This window comes from Curtobacterium sp. MCSS17_005 (genome assembly GCF_003234225.2).
In the GTDB taxonomy this organism is placed as follows: Bacteria; Actinomycetota; Actinomycetes; order Actinomycetales; family Microbacteriaceae; genus Curtobacterium; species Curtobacterium flaccumfaciens.
Window position 1 is genome coordinate 2,958,905 of record NZ_CP126258.1, and the last position, 20,487, is coordinate 2,979,391.

Here is a 20,487-nt window from a genome sequence, read left to right on the forward strand (position 1 = left end):
GGTTGCATCGAAGGATGACTGCAACCGGATCGACCGAACAGACCTCTGCCCGCCGCGAAGCCCTGGTCGTCGGAGCCAGTGGCATCACCGGTTCCGCCCTGGTGCGCCACCTGCTCGACCTGGGCTGGGACGTGACGGCGCTCTCCCGCCGACCGCTCGCTGAACAGGGCGTCCGGACCGTCGCGGCCGACCTGCGCGACCCCGAGAGCCTGGCGGCCGCACTCGGCGACGAGCACCCGACCCACGTCTTCTTCACCGCCTGGCAGCGGCAGGACACCGAGGCGGAGAACATCCGCGTCAACGGCGGCATGGTCCGTGACCTGCTCGCGGCGCTGTCGCACGCTCCGCTCGAGCACGTCGCCCTGGTCACCGGCCTGAAGCACTACCTCGGCCCGTTCGAGGCGTACGCCGCGGGCGAGATGCCCGACACCCCCTTCCACGAGGAGGAGCCGCGCCTCGACACCCCGAACTTCTACTACGCGCAGGAGGACGAGCTCTTCGCCGCTGCCGAACGCCAGGGGTTCACCTGGTCCGTGCACCGCTCGCACACCGTGATCGGGCACGCGGTCGGCAACGCCATGAACATGGGCCTCACACTCGCCGTGCAGGCCACGCTGGCGAAGGAACTCGACCTGGACTTCGTGTTCCCGGGCAGCGAGGCACAGTGGAACGGCCTGACCGACATGACCGACGCCGGCATCCTCGCCGAGCACATGGTGTGGGCCTCGACGTCACCCGAGGGTGCGGACGAGCCGTTCAACATCGTCAACGGTGACGTCTTCCGGTGGCGCTGGATGTGGCCGCGCCTGGCCGCGCACCTCGGTGTCGACCCCGCGCGCGTCGTGGGCTACGAGGACGCTCCGCGACCGCTCGAGGAGCAGATGGCGCCGTACGAGTCCGAGTGGGCCGGCATCGCCGAGCGCCACGGTCTCGCCGAGGCCGACATCACCCGGCTCGCCTCGTGGTGGCACACCGACGCCGACCTCGGTCGTGCGATGGAGGTCGTCACCGACATGGGGAAGAGCCGCGACGCCGGGTTCACGGCGTTCCGGCGGACCGAGCAGGCCTTCGCGGACCTGTTCGCCCGGTATCGGGCCGACCGCCTCATCCCCTGATCGGTCAGGGGCCGGTCAGAAGGCGTAGCGGATCCGGCAGGACGGCAGGTGCTCAGCCACGAGTTCGCGGAAGCGCTCGACGAGCTGCCCCTTCATGCCGGACCGGTAGCGCATGTTCACGGCACCGTTCTGCGACACCTTCTGCTCCTGCAGGTCCGGACGCCACAGCAGGTCCTCGGCCTTCGGGTGCCAGCCGAGATTGACCTCGTGCAGGGGCTGGTTGTGGGTCAGGAAGATCACCTCGGCAGCGAGCTGCGCCTTGGCGGCCGGGGACAGCACGTCGCCGACCTGCCGGAGCAGCTCGGCCCAGTCCGACTCCCACGTCGGCGTGAGGATGACCGGCGAGAAGTTCAGGTGGACCTCGTAGCCGGCGTCGACGAAGTCGTTCACCGCGGCGATCCGCTCGGCGATCGGGCTCGTACGGATGTCGGTGACCTTCGCGGTCTCGTGCGGCATCAGCGAGAAACGGATCCGGGTCCGGCCCATCGGGTCCCAGTCGAGCAGGTCGCGGTTGACGTACTTCGTGGCGAACGAGGCCTTGGCCGTCGGCGTCATCCGGAACAGGTCACAGAGGTCGCGGACGTTGTCGCTGATCATCGCGTCGACCGAGCAGTCGCTGTTCTCGCCGATGTCGTAGACCCAGGACTCCGGGTCGCACTGGTTCGGTTCGGTCTTCGGCCCCTGCTTGGCGATGTTCCGAGCCACGTGCTTGCTGATCTGGTCGATGTTCGCGAACACCGTCACCGGGTTGCTGTAGCCCTTGCGCCGCGGCACGTAGCAGTAGGCGCACGCCATCGCGCAGCCGTTCGCGGTGGACGGTGCGATGAAGTCGGCGGAGCGACCGTTCGGCCGGGTCACCAATGACTTCTTCACGCCGAGCACGAGCGCCTCGGTCTTGATCCGCACCCAGCGCTGGACGTTCCGTTCGTCGCCGTGCACCTCGGGGATGTTCCAGTGCGACTCGACCGGGACGATCTCGGCGTCCGGCCAGCGCCCGACGATCTCCTGCCCGCGCTGCAGTTCGAGCGCGGCCGGCTCGGCGTAGATGCGTCGGACGTCGAGCATCGGGCGGACGCGTTCGTGGCTCATCGGCTCCTGTCTACCCGGCACCACCGACGGTGCAGACTCGGACCATGACCGCCGAACCCGACGACCACTTCTTCGTCGTGGACGGCCGACGCTGGCGCCGCACCGACCCCGCCCTGCCCGAGGAACTCGCCGCCGCGCTCCGCTCCCATCTTGGGCGCGGGCGCAACGCCGTGAAGACCGCGAAGCGCGCGGGCGACGACGAGGCGCTGGCCGCGGCACGACACCGGAACGGCTTGGCCAAGCACGGCCTGGGCGAACGCGGCCCCGAGTGGTGGACGCGCCCCGAGACCGACCGGATCGCCGACGCCGAGCGCGCCCTCGCCGCCCTGGACGCCCTGCCGTGACGACGATCCGTCCACCGCGCCCGGATCGCATCCTGAACCTCATCGTGTTCGGCCCGGTGATGATCGGGACAGGAGTCGCACTCGCGGGCGTGGCCTTCGTACCGGGAGCATCGGCGCGGGTGTTCGTCTTCGTCCTCGGTGTCGCCTTCATCGCCGGCGGAACCTGGGCCACGGTCAGGCTCCGCCGCGTCGCCGTGCACCTGTGCGACGACACCCTCCGGTACTCCGGCTTCCTCTCGTCGTGGACCGCACCGCGTGCGGGGATCACCGCGGTGCTCGACGACGCGTTCGTCGAGTGGCGCGACGATCACGGGGCCGAACACCGACGGCAGATCTGGCTGCTGACCAGGGCACGGGAGGACGACGGCACGAAGTTCGCTCCGCTCTGGCGGTGGCGACGCGAGGCACTCCTCGAAGTTCGAGCGTGGGCGGCGGCTCGCGAGGTCCGAAACGTCCCATGACGCCCGCGACGGAGAGCAGGATCGGGCATACCTGGTCGGAAGTTCCGACCAGGTACGCCCGATTCGACCAGGTGCGCCCGATTCGACCCGGCCGCGCGACTAGGCCTCGGTGTGACCCAGGTCGGGCTCGACGAGCAGGCACGCGGTGCGGGACGCGGCGGCGTGCAGCTCGAGCACGACGAGCTCGTTGCGACCGTGGCGGAGCACCGGCCCCGGGATCGCGAGGGTCTGCTGCGGGCCTCGCGACCAGTACCGGCCGAGGCAGAACCCGTTGACCCAGGCGACACCCTTCCGGAACCCGTCGAGCGACAGGTACCGGTCGTCCACGGTGTCGAGTTCGAACGAGCCAGCTGCGAACGTCGGTCCGGCGAGCACCTCGCCGCCGGTGGGAGCGACCTCGGACAGCGCGGTCACGGCGGCCGGCGCGATGGGGTCGAGGGCGAGCGGCGATGCCGTCCACCGGGCAACCGGGGCGCCATCGATCGAGACGCCCCCGATCAGGCCCTTCGGCTCGCCGATGCGGATGCCGTAGTCGACGCGGCCCTGGTCCTCGACGAGGAGCTCGAGCGTGCCGGTCACCGGCGGCAGGGTGACGGCGCGGTCGTGGTGCTCGCGCTCCAGGACCCCGACCACGACACCGTCGGCGGACACGATCGCTCGGTCGCGCACCTCGGTGCCGACGGTCAGCACCCCTCCGGTGGGCAGGTCGACCTCGGCGTGGTAGGTGACGAAGCCGCTCGCGGCCCCGAGGGCGTCGAAGGTCGGCGGCTCGTCGTGCGCGGACCACGCCGTGAGCGTGGGCAGCAGGGAACGGAGCGACGCGACGCGGTCCAGACGGACGGCGAGGTCCGTGGCGGGGGTGATCCGGGCCTCCAGGCCGTCGCCGGACGCGTCCACGGGACCGAGTCGACCCGACCCCCCCGGCTCCATCGTCGCGGGCAGCGGCGGGACGGGCGCGTAGCGCGCGATCACCGAACGGAAGGCGTGGAACTTCTCCGTCGGTCGGCCGGCCTCGTCGAGCGGGGCGTCGTAGTCGTACGACGTCGCGATCGGACGGTAGACGCCCTTGTCGTTCGCGCCGTTCGTGAAGCCGAAGTTCGTGCCGCCGTGGAACATGTAGATGTTCACCGAGCCGCCGGCCGCGAGCAGGACGTCCAGGTCCTCGGCACTGGCGGACGCCGGCGTGGTGTGGTGGTGCTCGCCCCAGCTGTCGAACCAGCCGTCCCAGAACTCCGAGCACATGAGGGGCCCGGTGGGCTGGGCCTGCCGCAGGCGCTCGAGCCGGGCAGCGGAGCGTGAGCCGAACGACCCGGTCTTGTGCAGCGAGGGCAGGGAGCCGTCCTCGAGCATCGTGCCCATCGGCTGGTCGACGCTCGTGAAGGGGACGGTCAGCCCGATGTCGCGGTGCATCTGCTCGAGTGCGCGCAGGTACTCGGGGTCGGAGCCGTAGGCGCCGTACTCGTTCTCGACCTGCACCAGGACGATGGGCCCGCCCTGGTCGATCTGCCGCGGGACCAAGACGGGGGCCAGGTGCTGCAGGTACGTCTCGACCGCTGCGAGGAACCCGGGCTCGTTGCGCCGGACACCCACGGAGCCGTCCGCGAACAGCCAGTACGGCAGACCGCCGTTCGTCCACTCGGCACAGATGTAGGGGCCGGGGCGGACGATGGCGTGCATGCCCTCGGCGGCGACGAGGTCGAGGAAGCGGCCGAGGTCCAGCCCACCCGACAGGTCGAACACCCCGGGCGACGGCGCGTGCGCGTTCCAGGCGACGTAGGTCTCGATGGTGTTGAGGCCCATCAGCTTCGCCTTGCGGATCCGGTCGGCCCACAGGTCGGGGTGCACGCGGAAGTAGTGGATCGCGCCGGACAGGACCCGGTGCGGCTCGCCGTCGAGCAGGAAGTCGGTGTCGCCGATGGCGAAGCGCATGGTGTGACTCTTTCGTTGCCGGCCGGGCCGGGCGTGGAGCCGGCCGGGCGTGGAGCGGGGCCGTGCGGACGTGTCCGCACGGCCCCGCGGGGATGCTGTCGAACTACTTCGACGAGACCGTGAAGCCCTGGTCCTCGCCGTACTTGGCGAGGGCCTTCTGCCAGGCCTCGAGACCGGCGTCGAGCGAGGTTCCGTTCTCGTACGCCTGACCGACGGTGTCGGCGTAGACGCTGTTCGCGTACACCTGGTACGGCAGGTAGGTGAAGTCGTTGTCCGAGGACTTCGACGCGTCGACGAGCACCTTGTTGATCTGCTGGCCGCCGAAGTACTCCGGCTTCTCGTCGAGGAACGCCGACGAGTCGAGGTCAGCGGTGGTCGACGGGAAGCCGCCGGACTCCATGAAGACCTTCGTGGACTCCTTCGAGGAGTTCAGCCACTTGAGGAAGCCCGCCGCGAGGGCCGGGTTCTTCGACTGCTTCATGACGACCTGGGCGCTGCCGCCGTTGTTCGCGGTCTGGGCGGTGCCACCGTCGTAGGTCGGCATCGGGGCGACGCGCCAGTCACCCGAGGCCTGGGCGACGCCGGACTCCAGGTTGCCGGGCATCCAGGCGCCGGTGATCATCGTGGCGATCTCACCGTTGCCGAGCTGCTTGTACCAGTCGTCGGTCCAGCCGACCGTCTTCGACAGCAGGCCCTGCTCGACGAGCTCGTTCCAGGTGCTCGTCCACTTCTTGGTGCCCTCGTCCTGCAGGTTGATGGTCACCTTGTCACCGTCGGTGGTGAAGGGGGTACCACCGGCCTGGGCGATCATGCTCGTGGTGAAGCCGGCGTCGCCGGAGTCCGCCGCGATGTAGGCCTTCGGGTCCGCCTCGTGCAGCTTCTTGGCCGCGGTGACGTACTCGTCCCACGTCTTCGGCACGGCGATGTCGTGCTTGTCGAAGACCTTCTTGTTGTAGAACAGCGCCATGGGGCCGGAGTCCTGCGGCAGGCCGTAGACCTTGCCGTCGATCGACACCGAGCTCCAGGTGCTCTTCGCGAAGTCCTTCTCGAGCGAGTCGAAGCCGTAGCCCGACAGGTCGAGCAGCGACTCGGACAGCGCGAACTGCGGCAGGGCGTAGTACTCGACCTGGGCGACGTCGGGGGCACCCGAGCCGGCCTTGATCGTGTTCTGCAGCTTCGTGTACTGGTCGGCACCGGTGCCGGCGTTGACGAGCTTGACCTGCACCTTGGGGTACTGCTTCTCGAACGCGGCGACCTGGGCCTTCGCCGATGGGGTCCACGACCAGTAGGTCAGGGTGCCACCGTCCTTCAGGGCCTTGTCGATGTCGTCGGCCGATCCGCCGGAGCCGGAGCCGCCGGAGGCGCACGCGGCGAGGGCGATCGCGGCGGTGACGCCGATGGCGAGGGCGCTGAGCCCGCGCCGGAGACGCTTGTTCATGGGAGTGCCTTTCACTTCTTCGTGGAGGGGGTGGTGCTGCTGTGTGCCGGACCGGGCGGCGCGTGGCGGGGTCGCCGTGCGCCTGGTGTCCGAGGGATCAGGCCTTGACCGACCCGGCCGCGAGGCCGGACTGCCAGAAGCGCTGGAGGAAGAGGAACGCGACCACGATCGGGATGATCGTGAGGAGCGATCCCGTGACGACGAGGTTGTAGATCGGCTGGGCACCGGACCCGGTGGCCTGCGCGTTCCACTGGTTCAGGCCGACCGTCAGCGGGTACCACTTCGGGTCGCTCAGCATGATGAGCGGCAGGAAGTAGTTGTTCCAGGTGGCGACGACCGCGAACAGCAGGACGGTGACGACACCGGGCGCGAGCAGGCGGAGCGCGATCGTGAAGAAGATCCGGAACTCACCGGCGCCGTCCATGCGGGCGGCCTCGAGCAGTTCGGCCGGGATCGCGTCGACCGCGTAGGTCCAGATCAGGTACATGCCGAACGGGCTGATCAGCGAGGGCAGGATGATCGCCCACGGGGTGTTGGTCAGGCCGACCTGCGAGAACAGCAGGAAGGTCGGGACCGCCAGGGCCGTGCCGGGGACCGCGATGGCGCCGAGGACCACGGCGAAGACCGCGCGGCGACCGGGGAACTGGAACTTCGCCATGCCGTAGCCCGCGACGGTGGCCAGCAGGGTGGCCCCGCCGGCACCGACGACGACGTAGAGCAGCGTGTTGCCGAACCACTGCAGGAAGATGCCGTCGTTGTACGTCAGCGTGTCGACGATGTTCTGCCAGAGGTTGAAGTCCCCGCCGAACCACAGACCGAACGTGGAGAGCAGCGACGCCTGCGTCTTCGTGCTGTTCACGAGCAGGTAGAACAGCGGCGCGAACGAGTAGACGACGAAGACGACCATGACCGCGGTCAGCAGGCCGGAACGCTTCGGCTTGCGTCCGCCTTCCGCGGTGCGGAGCTGCCTGGAGGCGCGGATCGAGCGGGTGCGCGGCGCACGTTGCGTCGTGGTCGCCTCGGTCACCGTGGCCGCTGCGGACCCGGCGGGGTGCTGGATGGTGCTCATCGGTTCTCCTCGCGGGTGCCGCGGACCTGGACGACGTAGGCGATCACCGCGGTGATCACGCCCATCACGATCGCGACCGTGGCGGAGTAGTTGAACTGCTGACCGCTGAAGGACAGCGAGTAGGCGTACATGTTCGGGGTGAAGGCGCTGCCGATGACGTTCGGGGCGAGCGTCTTGAGCAGGTTCGGCTCGTTGAAGAGCTGGAAGCTGCCGATGATCGAGAAGATCGTGGCGATGACCATCGGGCCGCGGAGCGCCGGGAGCTTGATCGAGAAGACCGTGCGCATCGGGCCAGCACCGTCGAGCTCGGCCGCCTCGTACAGCTCACCGGGGACGGTGCGGAGTGCGGCGTAGAAGATCAGCATGTTGTAGCCGAGGAACTCCCACGTGACCACGTTGCCGATCGACGTCAGGACCCAGCTCGGGCTGAACGGCTGCAGCAGGTCGATGCCGAGCGCGTCGTTGGCGGCTCCCGTCAGACCGAACTGGTTGCCGTAGATGAAGCCCCAGATGAGGGCCGCGACGACCCCGGGGACGGCGTAGGGCAGGAACACCGCGATGCGGAAGAAGCTCGTCCCCCACAGTCGGGCGCTGTCGAGGGCCAGGGCGGCGACGAGGGCGAGGCCGAGCATGATCGGCACCTGGACGACCAGGAAGATCGCGACCCGACCGAACCCGGACCAGAACTTGGCGTCCTGGAAGAGCTGCACGTAGTTGGCGAACCAGACGAACTGGTTGCCGCCGATGAGCTGGTCGCGGAACAGGCTGAGCCAGAGCGCGTAGCCGATCGGCACGATGAGCATCAGGACCAGGACGACGACGAACGGGCCGACGAACAGCCATCCGGTGAACCGTCCCCGCGGCTTGGGGCGGCGGCCGGCCGGGCGCTCGGCGGTGGGGCGCGGTGCTGCCTCACCGGGGCGCGCTGCGAGCGTGCTCATGTGACTCCTTCGTCTGCTGCGTTCGGGTGGTCGATGTCGGCGGCTCGGCCCGGGCCGGATCGGGGTGTCCGGGCGGTCACCGATGTTGACGTCAACATCGAACGACGCGACGATAGCATGGCAACGTCAACATGCGCTAGCGTCCGGGGAGGCCGATCGCTCGGCCCCTCGATCCGGAAGGAGCGCCAGCGTGACGATGGAGTCCCCCGCCGGCACCCGCCGCGCCCCCTCGATGGCCGCCGTGGCCGACGCCGCCGGGGTGTCGATGCAGACGGTCTCGCGCGTCGCCCGGGGCTTCGACAACGTCAGCCCGGAGACCCGCGACCGCGTCCAGCGCGCGATGGAGTCCCTCGGCTACCGGCCCAACCGTGCCGCCCGTGCCCTGCGCTCCGGCCGCTTCCGTACGATCGGCGTGATCATGTTCACGCTCGCGTCCTTCGGCAACATGCGCACGCTCGAGGCGATCGCCGACGCCGCCGGGGTCGCCGACTTCACGATCACCCTGCTGCCCATGGCCTCGCGCACCGAGGCGGGCGTCCGCTCCGCCTTCTCGCGCCTGCACGAACAGGCCGTCGACGGCGTCGTGATCATCATCGAGTCGCACATCATCGACACCGCCGAGGTCGTGCTGCCCGACGGCGTACCCATGGTCATCATCGACTCCACGGGCAGCACCGACCACCCCGCGATCGACACCGACCAGGCCGACGGCGCCCGGCAGGCCACGCAGCACCTGCTCGACCTGGGGCACGAGACCGTCTGGCACGTCGCCGGTCCGGAGTCGTCGTACTCGGCAGCCCGTCGCCTCGCCGCGTGGCAGGACACCCTGACGCGCGCCGGTCGACCGGTCCCCCCGGTGTTCCGCGGCGGCTGGACGACCGAGCACGGCTACGAGGCCGGGCTCGAGATCGCCGCACGGCCGGAGATCACCGCGGTGTTCGCCGCGAACGACCAGACCGCCCTCGGTGTCCTGCGCGCCGCACACGAGTCCGGACGCCCGGTGCCGTCGTCGCTCAGCGTGGTGGGGTTCGACGACTCCCCCGAGTCCGACTCGTTCTGGCCGCCGCTGACGACCGTGCACCAGTCCTTCGACGAGGTCGGCCGCCGCGCGGTCGCGAACCTGCTCGCCCAGATCGACGGCGAGCGGGTCAGCGTCGCGGCCGACCTGGTGCCGGTGCGGCTCGTCGAGCGGGCGAGCACGGCGGCGCCGCCGGCGCGCTGACGCGGCGCTGCGGGGCGCGCGTTTCGCGCTCACCGACACCTCACGCGCGCACGCCCCCGTGAACTGTCGCCCAGCACGTGAACTCGCGCACGCGCCGGACGGGAGGCCCGGTGCCAGGCCGCCACGGGCCTCCCGGCCGAACGAGCAGAGGACGTCGGGCGCAAGCGCCCGACGTCCTCTGTGCTCACTCGACGCCCGCCGTGGCGTGCGCCGAGGCGCCTTGTCAGCCGATCGAGACGGCGGTCCAGGAGACCGGCGGGAGCTCGATCGTGACGGTGTCGCCCTCGCGGCGGACCGACTCGTTCGTGCGGAGCCCCACGCGCGAGGTGTTCTCCAGGTCGTTCACGGCGTGCAGGTCGTCGTCCCAGACACCTTCGGCGTGGACGTCACCCGTCGCGCCGATGCCGGCCAGGTCGATCGTCACCGTGGTCGGCTCGGAGGGGTGGCGGTTCACCAGGAAGACCGCGGCCTTGCCGTCCTCGGACACGGTGGCGGCGGAGTCCACGACCGGGACCTCACCGTGCTTGCCACCATCGACCGTGTCACCAGAGGCCTTGACCTGCAGCGAGGTGCCCTGCGCCAGGCGCGAGGTGACCGAGAACGGGAAGAAGGTCGTCTGGCGCCAGGCCGGGCCACCGGGCTCGGTCATGATCGGGCCGATCACGTTGACGAGCTGGGCGAGCGAGGCCGAGGCGACGCGGTCGGCGTGGCGGAGCAGCGAGATGAGCAGGCCACCCACGACGACGGCGTCGGCGACCGTGTAGACGTCCTCGAGCAGACGCGGTGCGACGGGCCACTCGTCGAGCGTGAAGGTCTTGGCCTTCGCCTCCCACTTCTTGATCGACCAGACGTTCCACTCGTCGAACGAGATGTCGATGCGCTTGTCGGACTTCTTCTGCGCCTGGACGTGGTCGGCGGCCGTGGTGACCGTCTTGATGAAGTGGTCCATGTTGGCGCCCGAGGCGAGGAACGACGGCAGGTCGTCGTCCTCCTCGTAGTAGGCGTGCGCGGAGATGTAGTCGACGTCGTCGTAGGTGTGCTCGAGGACGGTTCGCTCCCACTCGCCGAACGTCGGCATCGACGCCCCGGAGGAACCGCAGGCGACGAGCTCGAGGTCGGGCTGGATCTGCCGCATGGCCTTGGCGGTCATGGCGGCGAGCTTGCCGTAGTCGTCGGCGTTCTTGTGGCCGAGCTGCCACGGGCCGTCCATCTCGTTGCCGAGGCACCACATCTTGATGGCGAAGGGTTCCTGGCGACCGTTCGAACGACGGTATTCGGACAGTGCGGTGCCGGCGTCGATGTTCGCGTACTCGAGGAGCTCGATCGCTTCCTGCGTGCCGCGGGTGCCGAGGTTCACGGCGAGCATGAGCTCCGAGCCGACCTGGTCGAGCCAGTGCTGGAACTCGTGCAGGCCGACCTCGTTGGTCTCGGTCGAGTGCCACGCGAGGTCGAGGCGGCGGGGGCGCTGCTCGACGGGGCCGACGCCGTCCTCCCACTTGTAGCCGGAGACGAAGTTGCCACCGGGGTAGCGGATGGCGGAGACGCCGAGTTCCTTGACGAGTTCGACGACGTCCTTGCGGAAGCCGTGCTCGTCGGCGGTCTCGTGGGTGGGCTCGTGGATGCCGTCGTAGACGTGGCGGCCGAGGTGCTCGACGAACCCGCCGAACAGGCGACGTCGCACCGGCCCCACGGTGAACGCGGCGTCGAGGACGAGGTGTGTGCGGGGCATGGATCTCCTTCGATCGTGGCGGTGCGGTTCGTGCGGGGAGCGGGTGGCGCCACGGACGGGAACCGAAGCGGGCCGTCACGAAAGTGAGCGCTCACCTGGCAGAAACGCTACCGGGTTCCACGCCGTCGCGAAAGGGGTGGCGGATGCCGGGAGCGAGCGCTAATGTGAGCGCTCACGGAGCACCGGAAGGTCGTTCCGTGTCCGGAGCAGCAGTGCTCCGGGTCCGGAGCAGCGATGCCCCGGCGGGAGCACCGACCCTGTTCCCGAGCCCGGCCCATCCCGATGGAGTGATGCCATGCCGATCCCACCCGCAACACCCGCGTCGCGCCTCTCGCGCCGGGGCTTCCTCGCCGCCGGTGCAGCGGCCGCGACGGTCCTGCCGCTCGCCGCCTGCTCGAGCCCCCTCGCCGCCGGCCTCGCCGGCAGCGCACTCAACCCCGAGACCCTCGTCTTCTGGAACCTGTTCGGCGGCGGCGACGGCGTCCGCATGCAGTCGATGGAGGACGGCTACGCGAAGCAGCACGGCGGCTCGAGCGCGCTGCAGGGCACCACGTTCGCGTGGGGCAACCCGTACTACTCGAAGCTGACACTGGCGACCGTCGGGAACAAGCCGCCGGACGTCGCGGTCGCGCACCTGACCCGCGCGAAGCCGCTCTGGGACGGTGACCTGCTCGACCCGATCACGTCCGACGACCTGGCGAGCGTCGGCCTGAGCGCCGCCGACTTCAACCAGAAGGCCTGGGCGGCGCAGAAGACCGACGGCAACAACATCGCGGTCCCGCTCGACACCCACCCCTTCGTCCTCTTCTACAACGTCGACGTCTGCAAGAAGGCCGGCCTGATCGACGGCGACGGCAACCTCGTCGACCTCAACGGCATGGACAACTTCGAGAAGGCCCTCGCCGCGGTCGCCAAGGTCACCGGCGGCACGGCACTCAACGTCGCGAACGTGGTGCCGGAGACGGCCACCCCGTGGCGCTTCTTCTGGACCATGTACAACCAGCTGCAGGACGCCACCCCGTTCATCAGCGACGGCGGATCGAAGCTCACCGTCAACGAGGACGCCTACAACGAGGTCACGAGCCGCACCCAGAAGTGGGTGAAGGAGGGCTGGCTGAACAAGGCCCTCGACTACGCCACCGCGCAGTCGCTCATGTTCGACGGCAAGGCCGGCTTCTTCATGCAGGGCGAGTGGGAGATCAGCACCGCGCAGTCGATCAAGGGCCTGAACTTCGGCATGGCGCCGATCCCCCAGCTCTACGACAAGCCGGCGACCCAGGCGGACTCGCACACGTTCGTCCTGCCCAAGAAGGACCGGACGCCGGAGCAGCGCAAGCAGCACATGCTCTTCATCAAGCAGATGCTCGAGCAGAGCCTGACGTGGGCCGAGGGCGGGCACGTGCCGGCCTACATCCCGACGTTCGACAGCGCCGCGTACAAGAAGCTCACGCCCCAGTCGAACTACGCGGCCGCAGCCGAGACCGCCGTGTTCGACGACGCCGCCTGGTACGGCGGGTCGGGTTCGACGTTCGAGGGCACGGTGGGCGCCCAGCTCGCCCTCGTGCAGCAGGGCAGCTCGTCCCCCGCGCAGGCACTGCGCGCCATCAAGTCGCAGCTCGCGACGTACCTCAACACCCCGAGCCCCCTGTGACCCGGCACGCAACCGCCCGGCCGGACCACCCCGGGCAGACGACCCCCGCGATCGCCGTGAACACCGCGCGAAAGGCACGATGACGTGACCACAGCACCTGTCCTCGACCGGCCGACCGACGCGGCCACCGCGCCGCGTCTCCGCCGGAACCGCTCCTACGGCTCCAGCGTGAACCGCGGCCAGGGCCGCAGCGGCTGGCTGTTCCTCGCCCCGTTCGGCCTGTTCTACGTGGCCTTCCTGCTCGGCCCGACGGTCTGGATGATCGTCACGAGCTTCTTCAACACCTCGACCGTCCGCACCGGGCTCGGCAGCTTCGCCGGGTTCGCGAACTACGCCGAGATGCTCGGGCGCAGCGACTTCTGGTCGTCGCTCTGGCACACGCTGCAGTTCACGCTGTACACGACCCCGCCGCTCGTCATCCTGGCGTTCGTGTTCGCCGTGCTGACGAACCGGATGAACCGCGGGCAGTGGTTCTTCCGTCTGGCGTTCTTCCTGCCGTTCATCCTGCCGTCGGCGACGATCTCGCTGATCTGGGTGTTCATCTTCACGCCGAGCACCGGTCTGTGGGCGAGCCTGCAGTCGGCGATCGGCATGACGCCCGGCTCCGGCATGCTGTCGAGCCCGAACACGGCCATGATCGGTGTCGCGATCGCCACCGTGTGGTGGACCCTCGGCTTCAACTTCGTGCTCTACCTGGCCGGTCTGCAGGAGATCCCGCGCGAACTGTACGAGGCCGCCGCCGTCGACGGTGCGTCGAACTGGCAGCAGATCAAGTCGATCACGCTCCCCCTGCTCGGCCGCACGACGACGCTGGTCGTCCTGCTGCAGATCATCGCGAGCCTGAAGATCTTCGACCAGGTCTACCTGATGACGAACGGCGGGCCGGGCATCTCGACCCAGGTCTCGCTGCAGCTCATCACCGGCGTCGGCTTCACCGACAACCGTCTCGGTGCCGCATCGGCCGCGTCGGTCCTCCTGTTCATCGTGATCGTGGCGATCGCGGTCATCCGGCAGCTCGTCGAGCGCGCTGCCGCCAAGCGAGAGATCGGGGCCTGACATGACCGCCACCGAGAGCATCACCACCGGCCGCAAGCTCCGCACCGGCGTCTCGTCCGCCGCTCCGACGAGCGCCGCGAAGATCGGCGTCAGCGGTCGCGGCTTCACGATCGCGTCGGGGATCGTCCTGACGGTCTTCGCGATCATCTGGCTCATCCCGAGCGTGTTCGCCCTGAAGACGTCGCTGTCCGACAACGGCGTCGCCGCCCTCGGCGCCAATGCGATCCTGTCGAACTGGAACCCGACGCTGCACTCGTACTCGTCGCTGTTCCAGGCCGGCGACATCTGGAACTGGTACCTCGCCAGTGCCATCACGAGCGTCGTCACGGCGGCACTCACCGTGCTGTTCGCGTCGATGGCGGCATTCGCGCTGTCGCGGCTGGTGTTCCGCGGCCGCAACATCGCGTTCCTGCTCATCATCCTCGGGATCATGATCCCGACGCAGGTGCTGATCATCCCGATCTTCCAGGAGCTCAACGCGGTCGGCCTGCTCAACACCTACTGGTCGGTGATCTTCCCGCAGGTGCCCGCCGTGATCGCGGTGTTCATCTTCAAGCAGTTCTTCGACGGCATCCCCAAGGAGCTGGAAGAGGCCGCGCGCATCGACGGCGCCGGCATCTGGAAGGTCTACTGGTCGGTCATCCTGCCGCTGTCGCGTCCGGTGATCGCGGCCGTGACGATCCTGACCTTCGTCGGGGTGTGGAACAACCTGCTGCTGCCGCTGTTCGTGCTGTCCAACCCGGACCTCATGACGATCCCCGTCGGGCTCGCCACGGTCCAGGGCAGCTTCGGGCAGCGCTACGCCGACATCCAGGCGGGCGCGATCCTCGCGGCGCTGCCGCTGATCATCCTCTACCTGATCTTCCAGCGGCAGATCGTGGAGGGCGTGACGGGCTCGGGCCTCAAGGGCTGACGCGACCCCACCACGGACGGGAGGCCCGGTGCCAGCTGGCACCGGGCCTCCCGTCCGTCCGTTGGTCGCGGCGCCTGCGCGGCGCACCTGGTGCTTTCGGGCGTACCTGCCGGAACCGGGCGTACCTGGTCCGAAGTTCTGTGGTGGTACGCCCGAAAGCACCAGGCATCGCGCCTGTCAGGGGAAGGACCGGGCGTACCTGCCGGAACCGGGCATACCTGGTCGGAACGGGCGTACCTGGGCGGAAGTTCTGTGGCGGTACGCCCGAAAGCACCAGGCATCGCGCCCGCCAGGGGAAGGATCGGGCGTACCTGGCGGAACCGGGCGTACCTGGCGGAACCGGGCGTACCTGGCGGGAACGGGCATACCTGCCAGGCAGCGCGCGGGTCAGGCGGGGACGGAGACCTTCGTCTCGTGCTTCCAGAACCCGGAGAACGTGATGCGCGACTTCGGCAGGCCCGCACGGTGCAGGTGGCGGCGGCCCTCCGTTGCGAGTCGCGACTCCCCCACGACGAACGCGTAGCCCTGGTCGTCGGACGGCACGTGCCGCTGCAGTTCGGCGAGGGCGCCGCTGCCGGGGACGGTGCCCGGCTGCCGGACGATCCAGGTCACCTGCACGCCCGTGGGGGCGTCGAGGTCGCGGATGTCGGCGGCGGTCGGGACCTCTTGGATGATGCGGCCGACGGTGTCGCGCGGCAACGAGGCGGCGATGCCGACGACGCCCGGCAGGCCGGTCTCCTCGGCAGCGACGACCACCTCGCTGGTGCCGGCGGGGACGTCGAAGATGCAGCCCTGGTCGAGCATCGCGAGCTCCTCGCCGGGGCGGGCGGCGCAGGCCCAGATCGCTGCGCGGCCCTCGAGCTCACCGCGGTGGTCCAGGTGCACGACGAAGTCGATGTCGAGCTCGGCGGTGCCGTCGGCGAGCAGGCGGTACGCGGCGACGGTGTAGTTCGCGCAGTGGGGGCGGATGTCCTCGGGGATGCCGAGGAACGTCGGCCACCACTTCTTGCCGTCCAGGTCGGGCATCCGGAAGGCGTCCTGGTCGGGGCGCCGGACGAACAGGCGGAACCAGTGGTCGAAACCGAGGTAGCCGAACTCGTGCAGGTCGTCCCCGGTGACGGTGACGCGCTGCATCGAAGGGGTCACCCGCTGGGTCCGGAGGACACGGGCGCGGAAGAGCCGGGGGTTCGTCGGCAGGAGCCGCGGGGTCTTCGCCATGAGGCAAGGCTAACCTAAGATGACTTCCGTGCCAGCCCCCAATCCCGTTCTGGCTTCCGGTCCGGAGGCCCCCGAACCCGTCGCGTCCAGCGCCCGAGACGGCGACGCCTCCCGTGCCCTCGGTGTGCACCGGACCGCGATGCGCCGGCGGACCGCGGTGATCGTCGGGCTCGTCGTCGCCCTGGTGCTCGTCGCCGTCGCGAGCATGCTGCTCGGCAGCAACCGCATCGGTGTCGCCGAGGTCTGGGCGGGGCTCACTCGCTCCGGGTCGAGCACCGACGAGGCGATCGTGTGGGGCTCCCGCATCCCGCGCACGCTCATCGGTGCTGCGGTCGGGGCGGCCCTCGGCATCGCCGGGCTGCTCATGCAGGGACACACCCGCAACCCGCTCGCCGACCCCGGCCTGTTCGGGGTCTCGTCGGGTGCGGGGCTCGCGGTGGTACTCGGCGTCTACGTGTTCGGGGTGACGAGCACGAGCGCGACCGTGTGGTTCGCCCTGGTCGGGGCCCTGGTCGCCAGCGTCGTCGTCTTCTCGGTGACCATCGCCGGCAGCGGCACCGCCAGTCCGGTGCCGCTCGCCCTCGCCGGGGCTGCGGTCTCGGCGCTGCTCGCCGCCCTGACCTCCTTCGTCGTGCTGACCGACCAGGCCTCGCTCGACGCGTACCGGCTCTGGGTCGTCGGATCGCTCGCCGCACGCCAGCTCGACATCCTCGGGGCGGTGTGGCCGTTCCTGGCCGCCGGGCTCGTGCTCGCGGTGCTGAACGTCCGCGCCCTCGACGCCCTCGGGCTCGGGTCCGAGCTGGCGAAGGGGCTCGGCGAGAACGTGCTCGTCGCCCGGCTCGTCGGCCTGGGCGGGATCACGCTGCTCGCCGCCGGGGCGACCGCTGCTGCCGGCCCGATCGGCTTCGTCGGCCTGACGGTGCCGCACGTCGCCCGCGCGCTCGTCGGCACCGGACACCGCTGGACCCTTCCGGTCTCCGGTCTGGTCGGCGCAGCCCTCGTGCTGCTCGCGGACGTCATCGGTCGCCTGATCGGCGGGTTCTCCGAGGTCGAGGTCGGCATCGTGCTCGCGGTCATCGGGGGCCCGGTGTTCGTCGCCGTGGCCCGCCGCCGATCGCTGGTGTCGCTGTGAGCGGGGCAGCGGTGCGCAGCACCGGCAGCACGCCCGGCAGCACGCCCGGCACGCCCGCCCCAGCCGCCCACACCCCCGGCCGCACCGGCATCCGCATCGGCCCCGTCGGCCTCGCCTGGCGCCCCCGGGTCTTCTGGTACACGGTCGGGGCACTCGCCACCGTCCTGGTGCTCATCGTCCTCGGGACGGCGGTCGGCTCGACGTGGATCGCACCCGGGGTCGTCATCCGGTCCCTGCTCGGCCTGGAGTCCGGGCCGGACGCCTTCATCATCACCACCCTGCGCCTGCCCCGCGTGCTCACCGGCGCACTCGTCGGCCTGACGCTCGGGGTCGCCGGCGCGCTCACCCAGACCTTCACCCGCAACCCCCTCGGCACCCCGGACATCATCGGTGTCACCGCGGGCGCGAGCGTCGGTGCGGTCGCGGCCATCGTGCTCGGCGGCGGGACGTACTCGGTCTCGTCCCTGGTGCTCGGTGGCGGGATCCCGGTGGCTTCCACGATCGGCGCCCTGGTCGCTGCGGTCCTGGTGTACGGCTTGGGCTGGCGCGGCGGCGTGCAGAGCTACCGGCTCGTGCTGGTCGGCATCGGGGTGAGCGCGACCCTCGACGCGGTGACCAGCTACCTGCTCGTCCGCGCGAAGATCACCGTCGCCACCGCGGCGTCGCAGTGGCTCGTCGGCAGCCTGTCGAGCACCTCGTGGGAGAGCGTCTGGCCGCTGCTCGTGGTGGCCGTCGTCGCGGTGCCGATCGCACTGGCGACGAGTGCGGCCCTCGGCATCGGACAGCTCGGCGACGAGGTGGCGACGGGCGTCGGACTCGGCGTCCAGCGGCACCGGCTGCTCGTCATCGCGCTCGCGGTCGTGCTGACCGCCGCCGCCGTGGCCGCCGCGGGGCCGGTCGGCTTCGTCGCGTTCGTCGTCCCGCAGGTCGGGCTCCGGCTCGCCGGCACGAACCGGCCGCCGCTGCTGCTCGCCGGTGCCCTCGGCGCCGTGCTCGTGCTCGCCGCCGACCTGCTGTCCCGTTCCGCGTTCCCGTGGCAGGTGCCGGTCGGCATCATCACCACCGTGATCGGGGCGCCGTACCTGATCTGGCTCCTCGTCCGTCACCGCAAGGAGATGTCCCGATGACAACACCGCACCAGCACGAGCACGACACCCCCGTCCTCGAAGCCACGGGCCTGTCCGTCGGCTACGACCGCCAGCCCGTGCTGCGCGACCTGGACCTCCGGATCGAACGCGGCACCGTCACGACGTTCCTCGGCGCGAACGGCTGCGGCAAGTCGACGCTGCTCAAGGCGTTCGGCCGCGTGCTCAAGCCGCAGGCCGGCGAGGTCCTGCTCGACGGCACCCCGATCCGCAGGGAACCGAACCGCCAGGTCGCCCGCAAGCTCGCGATCCTGCCGCAGTCCCCCGTCGCCCCCGCGGGCACCAGCGTGCTCGACCTGGTGATGCGCGGCCGGAACCCGCACCAGTCGTGGGCGAAGCCGTGGACCGCCGAGGACGCCGCCGTCGCCGAAGAGGCCATCGCCGCCACCGGCCTGACCGAGGTCGCGCACCGTGACGTCACGAGCCTGTCCGGCGGGCAGCGCCAGCGCGCCTGGATCGCCATGGTCGTCGCGCAGCAGGCCCAGACGCTCCTGCTCGACGAGCCGACCACCTACCTCGACCTCGCGCACCAGCTCGAGGTCCTGCGGCTCGTCCGGCGGCTGAACCGCGAGCAGGGGTCGACGATCGTGATGGTGCTGCACGACCTGTCGCTCGCGGCGCGGTACTCCGACCGGCTCGTGGTGCTGCACGACGGCGGGGTCGTGGCCGACGGCACCCCCCACGACGTCCTCACCCCGGCACTGCTCGAGCAGGCGTTCGGCCTGCACGCCCGGGTGTTCCCCGACCCGGTGACCGGGGCTCCGATGATCGTGCCCGAGGCGGACGAGCACGACCCCGTGCCGAGTGCCCCGACGGAACACACGGTCCCGAGTGCCCCGACGGAACACACGGTCCCGAGTCACCCGACCGAGCACACGGTTCCGGCGAAAACCGAAGACGTGCTGGCGAGTGCCGCGAACTTAGGTTAGCCTCTCCTAACGTGAAGACCTCCCGACGTGGCCACCTGCGCGCCGCCCTCCTGACCTCCGTGACCGTCTCGGCACTCCTCCTGACCGGCTGCTCGAGCACCGGCAACTCGAACGACTCCGACTCCGACGGCGGCACCGCCGCGTCGAAGGCATGGTCGTACGAGGACGCCACCGGCGCCACCGTGAAGGTCGACCACACGCCGAAGCGCGTCGTCGTGCTGAACGACATCGCCCTGTCGTTCATCGAGTACGGCCTGAAGCCCGTCGGCACCTTCGGGCAGCTGACGATGGCGAAGGACGCCCGCTTCGAGGGTCTGGACACCGACGGCATCACGCAGCTCGGCACGGCCTACGGCGACATCGACCTCGAGCAGCTCGCCGCGCTCAAGCCGGACCTCGTCGTCACCTCGGTCTACCCGACCGACGCCAAGGGCACGCTCGACACGAAGCAGCCCGGCTACGGCTTCAAGGACAAGGCGCAGGAGAAGCAGATCGAGGCCATCGCGCCGGTCGTCCAGGTGAAGTGGGGCGGCAAGGGCGAGGACGTCATCGAGAAGATCGCCGAACTGTCCGAGTCCCTCGGTGCGAAGGAGTCGACGGTCGACGCCGCCGAGGAGCGCTTCGACACCGCGGCCGACGAGCTCGAGAAGGTCTCGAAGGAGCAGGACCTGTCGGTCGTCTCGATGTACGCCGACGGTGACGGCGCGTACGTCACCCGCCCGACCGACGAGCCGTCGCTGCAGATGTACGCGTCGTACGGGGTCGACTTCGTCAACCCGAAGCCCGAGGGCTTCTACTGGGGCATCTACTCGTGGGAGAACGCCGGCCAGATCACCGGTGACGTGCTGCTGCTGTCGCAGCAGGGCTACCAGGTCGCCGACCTCGAGAAGCAGCCGACCTTCGCCGACAACGCCGCACTCGAGGCGGGCCAGGTCCACAGCTGGACGTTCCCGGCCCTCGACTACGCGTCGCAGGCCGACTACATGACCAAGCTCGCGGGCTGGCTCGAGGACAGCAAGAAGCTGTCGTAGGACGCAACCGAGAACCGGCCGGGAGGCGCGGTGCCAGCTGGCACCGCGCCTCCAGGCCGTTGGTGGTCGCGTTCC

General features: G+C 70.0%; 18 protein-coding genes. 11 read left to right on the plus strand and 7 right to left on the minus strand.

The features are described 5' to 3' along the window. Window positions 1-14: 14 nt before the first annotated feature. Window positions 15-1,115: an SDR family oxidoreductase gene (locus tag DEJ20_RS14125; RefSeq protein WP_111224677.1), complete on the plus strand. Its 1,101-nt coding sequence runs from the start codon at window positions 15-17 to the stop codon at window positions 1,113-1,115. Window positions 1,116-1,130: 15 nt separating this feature from the next. On the opposite strand, the gene DEJ20_RS14130 is transcribed toward DEJ20_RS14125, so the two are convergent. After that, a complete protein-coding gene (locus tag DEJ20_RS14130; protein ID WP_111235820.1) occupies window positions 1,131-2,204 on the minus strand; it encodes a spore photoproduct lyase family protein in 1,074 nt (357 codons plus the stop codon). A 44-nt stretch (window positions 2,205-2,248) separates the two neighbouring features. Between DEJ20_RS14130 and DEJ20_RS14135 the strand changes: the two genes are divergently transcribed. Both DEJ20_RS14135 and DEJ20_RS14140 read left to right on the plus strand, forming a co-directional pair. Next, complete coding sequence (locus DEJ20_RS14135) at window positions 2,249-2,548, plus strand: biopolymer transporter Tol (RefSeq protein WP_111235819.1); 300 nt, start codon at window positions 2,249-2,251, stop codon at window positions 2,546-2,548. Continuing rightward, a complete protein-coding gene (locus DEJ20_RS14140; protein ID WP_111235818.1) occupies window positions 2,545-3,009 on the plus strand; it encodes a hypothetical protein in 465 nt (154 codons plus the stop codon). Before DEJ20_RS14135 ends, DEJ20_RS14140 begins: the two co-directional genes overlap by 4 nt. A 99-nt stretch (window positions 3,010-3,108) precedes the next feature. Here the strand turns inward: DEJ20_RS14140 and DEJ20_RS14145 are convergent, their stop codons facing one another. The 4 genes from DEJ20_RS14145 to DEJ20_RS14160 form a co-directional block, all read right to left on the minus strand. Then, window positions 3,109-4,938 carry a glycoside hydrolase family 35 protein gene (locus DEJ20_RS14145; protein ID WP_111235817.1) on the minus strand — a complete coding sequence of 610 codons (1,830 nt, stop codon included), beginning with the start codon at window positions 4,936-4,938 and terminating at the stop codon, window positions 3,109-3,111. Between the two features lie 103 nt (window positions 4,939-5,041). Further along, window positions 5,042-6,376: an ABC transporter substrate-binding protein gene (locus tag DEJ20_RS14150; protein WP_181431580.1), complete on the minus strand. Its 1,335-nt coding sequence runs from the start codon at window positions 6,374-6,376 to the stop codon at window positions 5,042-5,044. Between the two features lie 97 nt (window positions 6,377-6,473). Beyond that, window positions 6,474-7,445, minus strand: coding sequence for a carbohydrate ABC transporter permease (locus DEJ20_RS14155; protein WP_220035007.1), 972 nt, complete (start codon window positions 7,443-7,445; stop codon window positions 6,474-6,476). Continuing rightward, window positions 7,442-8,386: a carbohydrate ABC transporter permease gene (locus tag DEJ20_RS14160; RefSeq protein WP_027466150.1), complete on the minus strand. Its 945-nt coding sequence runs from the start codon at window positions 8,384-8,386 to the stop codon at window positions 7,442-7,444. Before DEJ20_RS14160 ends, DEJ20_RS14155 begins: the two co-directional genes overlap by 4 nt. 196 nt (window positions 8,387-8,582) lie before the next feature. On the opposite strand from DEJ20_RS14160, the gene DEJ20_RS14165 reads away from it, so the two are divergent. Next, window positions 8,583-9,608, plus strand: coding sequence for a LacI family DNA-binding transcriptional regulator (locus tag DEJ20_RS14165; protein WP_035808788.1), 1,026 nt, complete (start codon window positions 8,583-8,585; stop codon window positions 9,606-9,608). Between the two features lie 223 nt (window positions 9,609-9,831). On the opposite strand, the gene arfA is transcribed toward DEJ20_RS14165, so the two are convergent. Next, complete coding sequence (gene arfA / locus DEJ20_RS14170) at window positions 9,832-11,337, minus strand: arabinosylfuranosidase ArfA (protein ID WP_111057630.1); 1,506 nt, start codon at window positions 11,335-11,337, stop codon at window positions 9,832-9,834. Window positions 11,338-11,632: 295 nt separating this feature from the next. On the opposite strand from arfA, the gene DEJ20_RS14175 reads away from it, so the two are divergent. The 3 genes from DEJ20_RS14175 to DEJ20_RS14185 all read left to right on the plus strand — a co-directional run bounded on the left by DEJ20_RS14175 (window position 11,633) and on the right by DEJ20_RS14185 (window position 14,957). After that, window positions 11,633-12,988, plus strand: coding sequence for an extracellular solute-binding protein (locus DEJ20_RS14175; protein WP_111235815.1), 1,356 nt, complete (start codon window positions 11,633-11,635; stop codon window positions 12,986-12,988). An 84-nt stretch (window positions 12,989-13,072) separates the two neighbouring features. Then, the gene (locus tag DEJ20_RS14180) at window positions 13,073-14,044 is read left to right on the plus strand and encodes a carbohydrate ABC transporter permease (protein ID WP_027466146.1); all 972 of its coding nucleotides are present in this window, start codon (window positions 13,073-13,075) and stop codon (window positions 14,042-14,044) included. 1 nt (window position 14,045) lies between these two features. Next, complete coding sequence (locus DEJ20_RS14185; RefSeq protein WP_111235814.1) at window positions 14,046-14,957, plus strand: carbohydrate ABC transporter permease; 912 nt, start codon at window positions 14,046-14,048, stop codon at window positions 14,955-14,957. 387 nt (window positions 14,958-15,344) lie between these two features. Here DEJ20_RS14185 and DEJ20_RS14190 read toward each other — a convergent pair whose 3' ends face one another. Beyond that, window positions 15,345-16,175 carry a siderophore-interacting protein gene (locus tag DEJ20_RS14190; protein ID WP_111235813.1) on the minus strand — a complete coding sequence of 277 codons (831 nt, stop codon included), beginning with the start codon at window positions 16,173-16,175 and terminating at the stop codon, window positions 15,345-15,347. A 28-nt stretch (window positions 16,176-16,203) separates the two neighbouring features. Here DEJ20_RS14190 and DEJ20_RS14195 point away from each other — a divergent pair, with 28 nt between their 5' ends. The 4 genes from DEJ20_RS14195 to DEJ20_RS14210 are packed head-to-tail and all read left to right on the plus strand — an operon-like array spanning window position 16,204 to window position 20,412. Further along, window positions 16,204-17,307, plus strand: coding sequence for a FecCD family ABC transporter permease (locus DEJ20_RS14195; protein ID WP_246566063.1), 1,104 nt, complete (start codon window positions 16,204-16,206; stop codon window positions 17,305-17,307). Then, window positions 17,304-18,434, plus strand: a complete 1,131-nt coding sequence (locus tag DEJ20_RS14200; protein WP_258377199.1) for a FecCD family ABC transporter permease — start codon at window positions 17,304-17,306, stop codon at window positions 18,432-18,434. Before DEJ20_RS14195 ends, DEJ20_RS14200 begins: the two co-directional genes overlap by 4 nt. Then, window positions 18,431-19,381, plus strand: a complete 951-nt coding sequence (locus DEJ20_RS14205) for an ABC transporter ATP-binding protein (RefSeq protein WP_258377198.1) — start codon at window positions 18,431-18,433, stop codon at window positions 19,379-19,381. The genes DEJ20_RS14200 and DEJ20_RS14205 overlap by 4 nt, the downstream gene beginning before the upstream one ends. 11 nt (window positions 19,382-19,392) lie before the next feature. Then, entirely contained in the window at window positions 19,393-20,412 is a 1,020-nt protein-coding gene (locus DEJ20_RS14210; protein ID WP_111235812.1) for an ABC transporter substrate-binding protein, read from the plus strand. The last annotated feature ends 75 nt before the right edge of the window (window positions 20,413-20,487 follow it).